Below are 8,257 nucleotides of genomic sequence, written 5' to 3'. Positions count from 1 at the left end.
CTCTTTACTCCCCGCCAGTTCTCAGCAGCCGATCGCGAATGCCTGAAAGTTGCACTTTTGTGCTGACGGGCGATCGAGGTTGGGGCATTTCGGTATCGGGCCAGTTCGGTAAGTCGTTACAGGGACACGACTCGGGTGGCATGGCATTTTTGGCGAACACTACGGGCATGGCGCAGCGGGCGCAGGGACTGATTTCCCATGCTGGTGTCAGCAGTTGGGCAATTGTTTCGTTTGTGCCTTGTAGGTAGCAGTCTCCGCTGTCGGGGGAGATGATTTTTTGCCAGCACTCTTCAAATTCGTTACTGTAGCGATCGCCCGCAATTACCGATTTGGGCAGCAGCGCTTCGGAACCTTTGCGAATTAATACTTTTTTGCCTAGCTGAAACCAGTAAGCAATATATTTTCTTACTTCACTATTTGATGCCATAAGTTTTAGTCTATCCTGCGACTAATTGATAATTTTAGGCTGGAAAATTGAATTTTGTACTCTTGTCTCTTTAAACATTTTATATTTGACATTTTTTCAAATGGGAGCATCTGGGGCTTGGTAAAAAGCATTTTTTTTAGTGCTGTACTCGCTCCCACGCGCTTGCACAAGGCATCCTATTGAAGAGTTCGCACTGTAGAAGTTCGAGCGCCGATTCTGCCTTCAAATGTTGGCTGTTTCGCGTATCTGATTGTTGTGCGGGTTGGTTGATGGACTACGTTCAAAGCTGTAGGTGATTTTTGTTGTTGAGTTTGCAATATCAGTTAAAATTATAGCTGAAAATAAGCTATAATTTGCCACAGGCAAAGGGGATTTTTTGATTTTTTTGATCGGGCGATCGGGCTGTTAATTGTTTGCTGGCGGCAGCGGCGTACCCAAGGCGCTCAGATTTAAGGCGTAACCTCCGGTGATGAGATAAACAGAATTGGCGATCGCCCCGATTTGGCGGACAAGAGTGCCGAGGCGATCGCGAAACAGCCGCCCCGCCGGATAAGCAGGCACAACGCCCCATCCGGTTTCTTCTCCTACTAAAATTACATCGGCTGCGGTTGACTTCAAAGCGCCAAGCAAATCTTGCTGGACATTAGCCCAAACCTGCGCTTCTTGTTCCAAAAGATTCGCCGTCCAAGTTCCCACCGAATCAATTAACAAGCAATCAGAGGGCGATGCCTTTCGCACAACGGCCGGTAATTCGATCGGCACTTCGAGAGTTTCCCAATCAACTAGACGGCGATTTCGGTGCTGTTCGAGGCGGCGCATCCACTCCAAATCTGTTTCATCAACCAGGCCTGTAGCCACATAGATTACTTGTTTTCCCGAACCTGCAGCTCGAGTTTCAGCCCATTCACTTTTGCCGCTTCGGGCCGGCCCAGTTACTAAAATTAATTGTCTCAATGCCCTTGGTTCTGAGTGAGTCATTAGTTATTAGTCAGCAGTCCGAGGCCATCCGTCAGTCAACAGTAGGGTGCCTCAGTTTAGTCATTCGCGGGCGATCGCCAAAAGTCTCATTTAGGGGCCGGATCTATTCCGGGCGTGCGTCATTCTATTTGAGATTTGGGATGCAAGGATTGATTCGACAGATAAATCACGTGGCGGGTACCATCAAGAAATTATTGGTCAGTTTTGAGATTCTGAGGAAAGTCACAAAAATTTTATGCTTCTGACACACCATAGATTAGTTCTATCCGTTTTTGGGCTCGGTCACACACAAAGGATTAAACACAATTAGCAATTACCGATTAGCAATTACCGATTAGCAATTACCGATTATGATTTAAACTGCCAAGGGCTAAATGCTTTTTAAGCGATAATACCATTGATGAGACAAGATCCGAATCTGTCGATCGATCACCCCAATATTTCCAAAGCTGTTATAGCGGTTCTCAAGCTTTGTGAGGTATGCCGGATACTTCCACTCCTGCCTATGCCCTATGCCCAAGGAGCCCTATGCCCACTCCTAGCACCTCATGTTACGCTCGAAAGGCTATATTTATGCCAGATCGTCCTCAGATATCAGCAATAATTTGCACCCATAATCGCGCGGCCTATTTAGCAGGGGCGATCGACAGCTTGCTGCTACAGGATTTTCCCGACAATTTTGAAGTAGTAGTAGTGGATAACGCTTCTAGCGATTATGCCAGTCCCGAAAGCCCGACTTCGCGCACCCGCGAGGTAGTAGAAGCCCGACTGGGCGATCGGCGCCTCAAGTACGTCTGGGAACCCGAAGTCGGTCTGTCAATCGCCCGGAACACCGGCGCCCAGCAAGCTCGCAGCGAAATATTAGCTTATCTCGACGACGACGCTGTTGCTGAGTCAAATTGGCTCAGGGAACTGCACAGCGCTTATCAAAGCAACCAAAAACTAGCCGTAGCCGGTGGCAAAGTTAACTTGCTGTGGCCTTCTGGAGTCAGCCCACCCGCATGGCTGTCACCAGGATTGGCCCAAAACTTGGGAGAATACGATTTAGGCGATACTTGCCAGTACGTGACTGCTGCGGGTTTGACTCCCAGGGGTGTAAACTACTCGATCCGGCGCGCTTTTCTCGAACAAATTGGCGGCTTCGATGTCAAACTCGGTAGAGTAGGTAAAAAGTTGCTGTCAAATGAAGAATTGCGCGCCACAGAATTAGCATTAGAGTTAGGTTGGCAAGTGGTTTATCTGCCCTCTGCCCTAGTGCTGCACAATGTCGCCCCAGAACGGCTTAACAAAGCTTGGTTTCTAGAGCGCGGGTGGTGGCAAGGCATCAGCGAGTGTTATCGGGAACAATTGTCCGATCGAGCCGGTATTGCTCAGCTTGGGCGCGGGGCTGAAAGAATATTGAGAGGTGTCTGGAAGTCTTTTAAATACATTAGAGATCCAGGAGTGCGCTTTGAAAATTTCGTTTTTGCCTGGGGTCAAATCGGTTATTTGAGTGCAGCCCTCCGCGGCCTGATTTTTCTGCCGAAATCCACCAGCAGGCATTAGGCTATAAGCAATATCCCTCACCGCTCAACTTGTCGGCCCTACCACCGTGCCGATCGCAATTCATCCACAACAACTCGACCGCATTCAGGTTTAACCACTCGATTATGACATCTAGTTCATCAAAGATTCCGGTTTCAGTTCTCATTCCGGCAAAAGACGAAGAACTTAATCTACCCGCGTGTCTGGCCAGCATTGCCAGGGCGGATGAAGTTTTCATGGTTGATTCCCAAAGCAGCGATCGCACGGTAGAAATTGCCATCAGCAGCGGTGCAAAAATAGTGCAATTCTACTTCAACAACCGCTGGCCCAAAAAGAAAAATTGGTCTTTGGACAACCTGCCCTTTCGCAACGAATGGGTCTTAATTGTCGATTGCGACGAGCGCATTCCCCCGGAACTTTGGGACGAAATCGCCAGGGCGATCGAAGACCCCAATTTTGAAGGCTACTACCTCAACCGCAAAGTCTTCTTTTTAGGTCAATGGCTGCGTTACGGCGGTCGATATCCAGACTGGAATTTGCGTTTGTTCAAGCATCAAAAAGGCCGTTACGAAAATCTCGGCACCGAATCAGTCCCCAATACAGGTGACAACGAAGTTCACGAACACGTTATTTTATCCGGTCAAGTCGGCTACTTAAAACACGATATGATCCACGAGGATTACCGAAATTTATTTCACTGGATCGAGCGTCACAACCGCTATTCTAATTGGGAAGCTCGCGTTTATTACAATATTCTTCTCGGTCAAGGCGACAGCGGTACTATCGGCGCAAACTTATTTGGAGATGCCGTACAGCGGAAGCGATTTCTCAAAAAAGTTTGGGTGAGGCTGCCTTTTAAACCAATGCTCAGATTTATTTTATTTTACTTCATTCAATTAGGCTTTTTGGATGGAAAAGCTGGGTATATTTATGCAAGGCTATTGAGTCAATACGAGTATCAAATTAATGCCAAACTTTACGAATTGAGCTGCTGCGGCGGCCAGTTGAATGTGGCAGAACCTGAGACTCTCTTACCGCCGCCAGTAGTTAGAAGTCAGGAGACTGAAGTTAAATCGCCGTAAAATTGTGCGCGGCAAACATACTTCTTATATAATTAATCATTCCCATAAAAAATCTAACACCCAACTCCCCGACTTCTTGAAAAAGTCGGGCAGCAAACTTAGGTTGTGCAAGTATTTTTGAAGCTGTAGCGGCGGGTTTACCAACAATGTTTGCCAAAAACCCACAATCTCCTAAACCCGCCCTCACCTAACAGTAAATCACTCAAACAAGTCCGGTATCTAACATCAGTTATGCCAGTGTTTTTGAAGCTGTAGGGGCGGGTTTCACCAACAATATCTGCCAAAAACCCACAATCTCCTAAGCCCGCCCCCACCCAACACTAAATCACAATCTACCTCTTTCTAAATACAAGGGGCGGGTTTCACCAAAAATATTGGAAGCTAGCCAAGGCATAAATAAACCTGCCTCACCTTTCCTTCCCTAAACCAGCAGAAAATTAGCCGGTGCAATCGAATTGGCACTCACTCCAATCATAATGCCCAACTCCTCTCCTGTCAAGACATTTTTGATAATTGTCCCCCGATCGTTTTGAGTGATTTCCAACTGACCAAAACTCAAACCACCGCTTAGTGCGATCGAATCTTGACCCACAGTAAAATCAGCAATAATATCAAATCCTTGACCAGATTTTAGTACAAAGATATCATTGCCGCTACCGCCAATCAAACTATCATTCCCCAATTCTCCGTAAAGAATATCATCACCTTTTCCGCCCAGGAGAGTATCGTTATCTTCCCCGCCGTAAAGAGTATCATTTCCTTCACAGCCTCCCAAGATATCTGCGCCTTCGTTACCGCTAATAAAATCGTTACCTTCGCCGCCGCAGATGGTATCTGAGCCCTGATTTCCCAACAAGTAATCATCTCCGTCACTACCAAGGATGATGTCATCACCTTTGCCCCCATATAAAGTGTCATTACCCTTCCCACCATCAATGAAATCATCATTTCGATTTCCGTAAACGATATCATCACCTTCGCGGCCATTTATGGAGTCATTGCCTTTACCTCCAAAGATTAAATCATTGCCCAAGTCGCCAAGAATAATGTCATTATTTTGATCTCCAAATAAGATGTCATCACCTGTACCGCCGCTGATGAAGTCGTTGCCTTGATTGCCGTTGAATATGTCGCGAGTGTTGCCGCCGTATAAGTTATCATTGCCAGATTTGGCATCGAATATGTTGCCGTTGTTGCTGCCGAGAAATTCATCATTTTTGGCAGTACCTATTTGAAGGCCTGGTATACCGAGTATGGTGTTTTCAACTGCATTGGGTTGGTTTAAGTTGGGATAGGCAATTGTGTCGCAGATGCACTCGTCATTTGGCGCAGGCGTCGGTGCGGGTGCAGGCGCAGGTGCGGGTACGGGTGCAGGCGCAGGTGCGGGTGCAGGAGTAGGTGTCGGTGCAGGAGTAGGTATTGGTATTGGTAGGGGTGCAGGCGTTGGCGTGGGTAGGGGTGCAGGAGTTGGCGTCGGTGCAGGTGCAGGAGTTGGCGTGGGTGCGGGTGCAGGAGTTGGCGTCGGTGCAGGAGTTGGCGTGGGTGCGGGTGCAGGCGCAGGCGTCGGTGCGGGTGCAGGCGCAGGCGTCGGTGCGGGTGCAGGCGTCGGTGCGGGTGCAGGCGTGGGTACGGGTGCAGGAGTTGGCGTGGGTACGGGTGCAGTGTCATTGTCAGTATTAGTAACTGCGACATCATCCGCATTAACACCGCTGTAATTGGTATCCGTACTGGTAGCAGCAGCAGTGACAATATTGTAAGCAACATTGCCATCTACTACTAAGTCATCTACTCCGGTGACGGTGACTGTTTGGGGAGTATTCCAGTTAGCAGAGGTGAAAGTTAAACTCGGTTTATCTATTGTCCCTTCAGCAGTGTTGCTGCTAGTTAATCCGATCGACACATCTGCTGTAGGCTGGCTATTGAGAACTACCGTGAAATTAGCTGTTCCGCCCGCTTCGGTTGTGGTTAAACCGCTGGTGGGAGTGACGGTGATGCCTTTGGTGTCGTTATCAGTGTTGGTAACTGCGACATCATCCGCATTAACACCGCCGTAATTGGTATCCGTACTGGTAGCAGCAGCAGTGACAATGTTGTAAGCAACAGTCCCATCTACTACTAAGTCATCTACTCCCGTAACCGTGACTGTTTGGGGAGTATCCCAGTTAGCGGGTGTGAAAGTTAAACTCGGTTTATCTATTGTCCCTTCAGTAGTTTTATCGGAAGTCATCCCAACAGTCACATCTGCTGTAGGCTGGCTGTTTAGAACTACCGTAAAAGTAGCATTTCCACCCGCTTCGGTAGTTGTTAATCCGGCAGTCGGACTGACCGAAATTCCCGCAGTATCATCATTTTGAATCGTAGTGCTGACTGGAGAACCGATAATATTAGCAGATCCGGTCGCTGTGGCGTTGCTTAGAGTTAGTGCTAAAGTTTCGTTAGGTTCGACAATACGATCGCCCGCAATATCCACCGCAATAGTCGCTATGCTAGCATTGGCCGCAAAACTAATCGTACTGCCAGTAGCCGTGACTCCTGTTCCGGTAACATTGGTGTTGTTGTAATCTGCACCGTTGGTTGCGGTTCCCCCAAAGCTAAAATCGATGCTGCTACTTTGGTTGATTTCTCCGGTGCGAGTAACGGTGAAACTTACCGTTTGAGTGCCACTATTTCCCTCAGTGATGCTAGCGGTACTGCCGACAACGCTGTAAGTAATCTCGTTATCCGTAATCTGGGCATTCACAGGCCCGATCGCCAAAGTTGTTGGATAATTGGGATCTGTACTGTTGGTAATCGCGTGAGTTAATACACTGGTATGGGGACCTTCCAATACTGTGTCATCAACAGCGCGGACGGTGACTGTTTGCGGAGTGATGCCGTTAACATTGGTGAAGGTTAAAGTTTGCGCCGCGGCAAAAGTCGTTCCATCCAAGCTAACCTCTGCTTGAGCATCTGCCGTTACGGTAATTTGAACGTTGCTTGTGGGAAGGGTGTTCAATTGTACAGTATAAGTATCCGTATTCCCGCCTTCTGTTACTTCCGTACTGCCGACAGATTGAGTGACGGTAACGCCCGGAGAGTCGTTGTCTGTGTTGGTAACAGAGACATCGGCTGGGTTGAGATTGTTGTAGTTCGTGTCAGCGGTAGTGGTGTCGGCGGCGGTGATAATTTGGTAGTTAATATCGCCGTCAGCTACTAAATCATCTACTCCGGTAACGGTGACAGTTTGGTAAGCGTTCCAATTGGTTGAATTAAAGGTGAGGCTAGCGGGTAAAACTGTGCCTTCTGCGGTGTTGCTGCTGGTTAAGCCGATAGTGACACCTGCTGTTGGTTGGCTGGTTAAGCGGATGTCAAAAGTGGCTTGGGTACCCGTTTCGCTGGTATTGCCACTAATCGGGAGAATGTCAAATCCGGCGGTGTCGTTGTCGGTGATAGTGAAACTACCTGCGGTGGTGGTTCCTAATACGATGCCTGCCGATGGATTGCTAATCGTGAGGTTGGCGGTTTCGGTAATTTCGGCGATTTGGTCATCGGCAATGGTGAAGGTGACTTGTCCGCTGTTTGTGCCATTGGCGATGGTAATTTGGGTGGGAATGGTGCCGGTGAAATCCGCGGCAGTCGCTGTTCCTGCTAAGGCGAGGTTAACGGTTTGGTTGCCGGCTACGGGTGCGTTGGTAGTAGCGGTGATGGTGATGCTGGTTGTTCCGGCTTCGGTGCCGATAGTCGGGGTAACTGAGAGGTTGACGTTGGGGAAGTCGTTGTCGGTAATCGCAATACTTTGAGTGGTGTTTGTTCCCAACACTATCCCAGCCGAAGGATTGCTGATAGCTAAAGTTGCGGTTTCGTTGCCTTCAATTAAAACATCATCGACAACCGTAAATGTGACTGTTCCTGTGGTTTGTCCGGTGGGAATGGTGATGGTTGTACCGCTGAGGTTGTAGTCGCCGGCGGTGATATTTGTTCCTGTGACGCCAAGGTCAACGGTTTGAGGGCCTGTAACTGCTTGGGATGCGGTAGCGGTGACGGTGATGGCGGTGGTTCCGGCTTCGGTGCCTGCGTTACTGCTAACTGAGAGGTTGACGTTCGGGAAGTCGTTATCGGTAATCGCAATATTTTGAGTGATGTTTGTTCCCAACACTATCCCCGCCGAAGGATTGCTGATAGTTAAAGTTGCTGTTTCGCTGCCTTCAATTAAAACATCATCGACAACCGTAAATGTGACTGTTCCTGTGGTTTGTCCGGTGGGAAT

The 8,257-nt window shown here is 48.5% G+C and carries 7 protein-coding genes; 2 read left to right on the top strand and 5 right to left on the bottom strand.

Going from position 1 to position 8,257, the window contains the following annotated elements:
- Positions 1–4: 4 nt before the first annotated feature.
- Together IQ270_RS25950 and cobU are read right to left on the bottom strand one after the other, a co-directional pair.
- Positions 5–427 carry a hypothetical protein gene (locus tag IQ270_RS25950; protein WP_193976045.1) on the bottom strand — a complete coding sequence of 141 codons (423 nt, stop codon included), beginning with the start codon at positions 425–427 and terminating at the stop codon, positions 5–7.
- A 405-nt stretch (positions 428–832) separates the two neighbouring features.
- Positions 833–1,405: a bifunctional adenosylcobinamide kinase/adenosylcobinamide-phosphate guanylyltransferase gene (gene cobU, locus IQ270_RS25945; RefSeq protein WP_193976044.1), complete on the bottom strand. Its 573-nt coding sequence runs from the start codon at positions 1,403–1,405 to the stop codon at positions 833–835.
- A gap of 573 nt (positions 1,406–1,978) precedes the next feature.
- On the opposite strand from cobU, the gene IQ270_RS25940 reads away from it, so the two are divergent.
- Positions 1,979–2,950 carry a glycosyltransferase family 2 protein gene (locus IQ270_RS25940; protein WP_193976043.1) on the top strand — a complete coding sequence of 324 codons (972 nt, stop codon included), beginning with the start codon at positions 1,979–1,981 and terminating at the stop codon, positions 2,948–2,950.
- A gap of 1 nt (position 2,951) precedes the next feature.
- Here IQ270_RS25940 and IQ270_RS32430 read toward each other — a convergent pair whose 3' ends face one another.
- Complete coding sequence (locus IQ270_RS32430; protein ID WP_339384337.1) at positions 2,952–3,167, bottom strand: hypothetical protein; 216 nt, start codon at positions 3,165–3,167, stop codon at positions 2,952–2,954.
- Here IQ270_RS32430 and IQ270_RS25935 point away from each other — a divergent pair.
- Positions 3,076–4,011, top strand: coding sequence for a glycosyltransferase family 2 protein (locus IQ270_RS25935; protein WP_339384336.1), 936 nt, complete (start codon positions 3,076–3,078; stop codon positions 4,009–4,011). The two genes, IQ270_RS32430 and IQ270_RS25935, sit on opposite strands and share 92 nt — an antisense overlap.
- On the opposite strand, the gene IQ270_RS25930 is transcribed toward IQ270_RS25935, so the two are convergent.
- Positions 3,998–4,168: a hypothetical protein gene (locus IQ270_RS25930; RefSeq protein ID WP_193976041.1), complete on the bottom strand. Its 171-nt coding sequence runs from the start codon at positions 4,166–4,168 to the stop codon at positions 3,998–4,000. The genes IQ270_RS25935 and IQ270_RS25930 overlap by 14 nt on opposite strands.
- A gap of 264 nt (positions 4,169–4,432) precedes the next feature.
- Positions 4,433–8,257, bottom strand: a 3,825-nt coding sequence (locus IQ270_RS25925) for a Calx-beta domain-containing protein (protein WP_305076228.1), incomplete at its 5' end; no start/stop codon positions are given.

This window comes from Microcoleus sp. LEGE 07076 (assembly GCF_015207455.1).
In the GTDB taxonomy this organism is placed as follows: domain Bacteria; phylum Cyanobacteriota; class Cyanobacteriia; order Cyanobacteriales; family Microcoleaceae; genus Microcoleus.
Note: the sequence above shows the minus strand (reverse complement) of the source record. Positions and strands in the feature narration are given on the sequence as shown.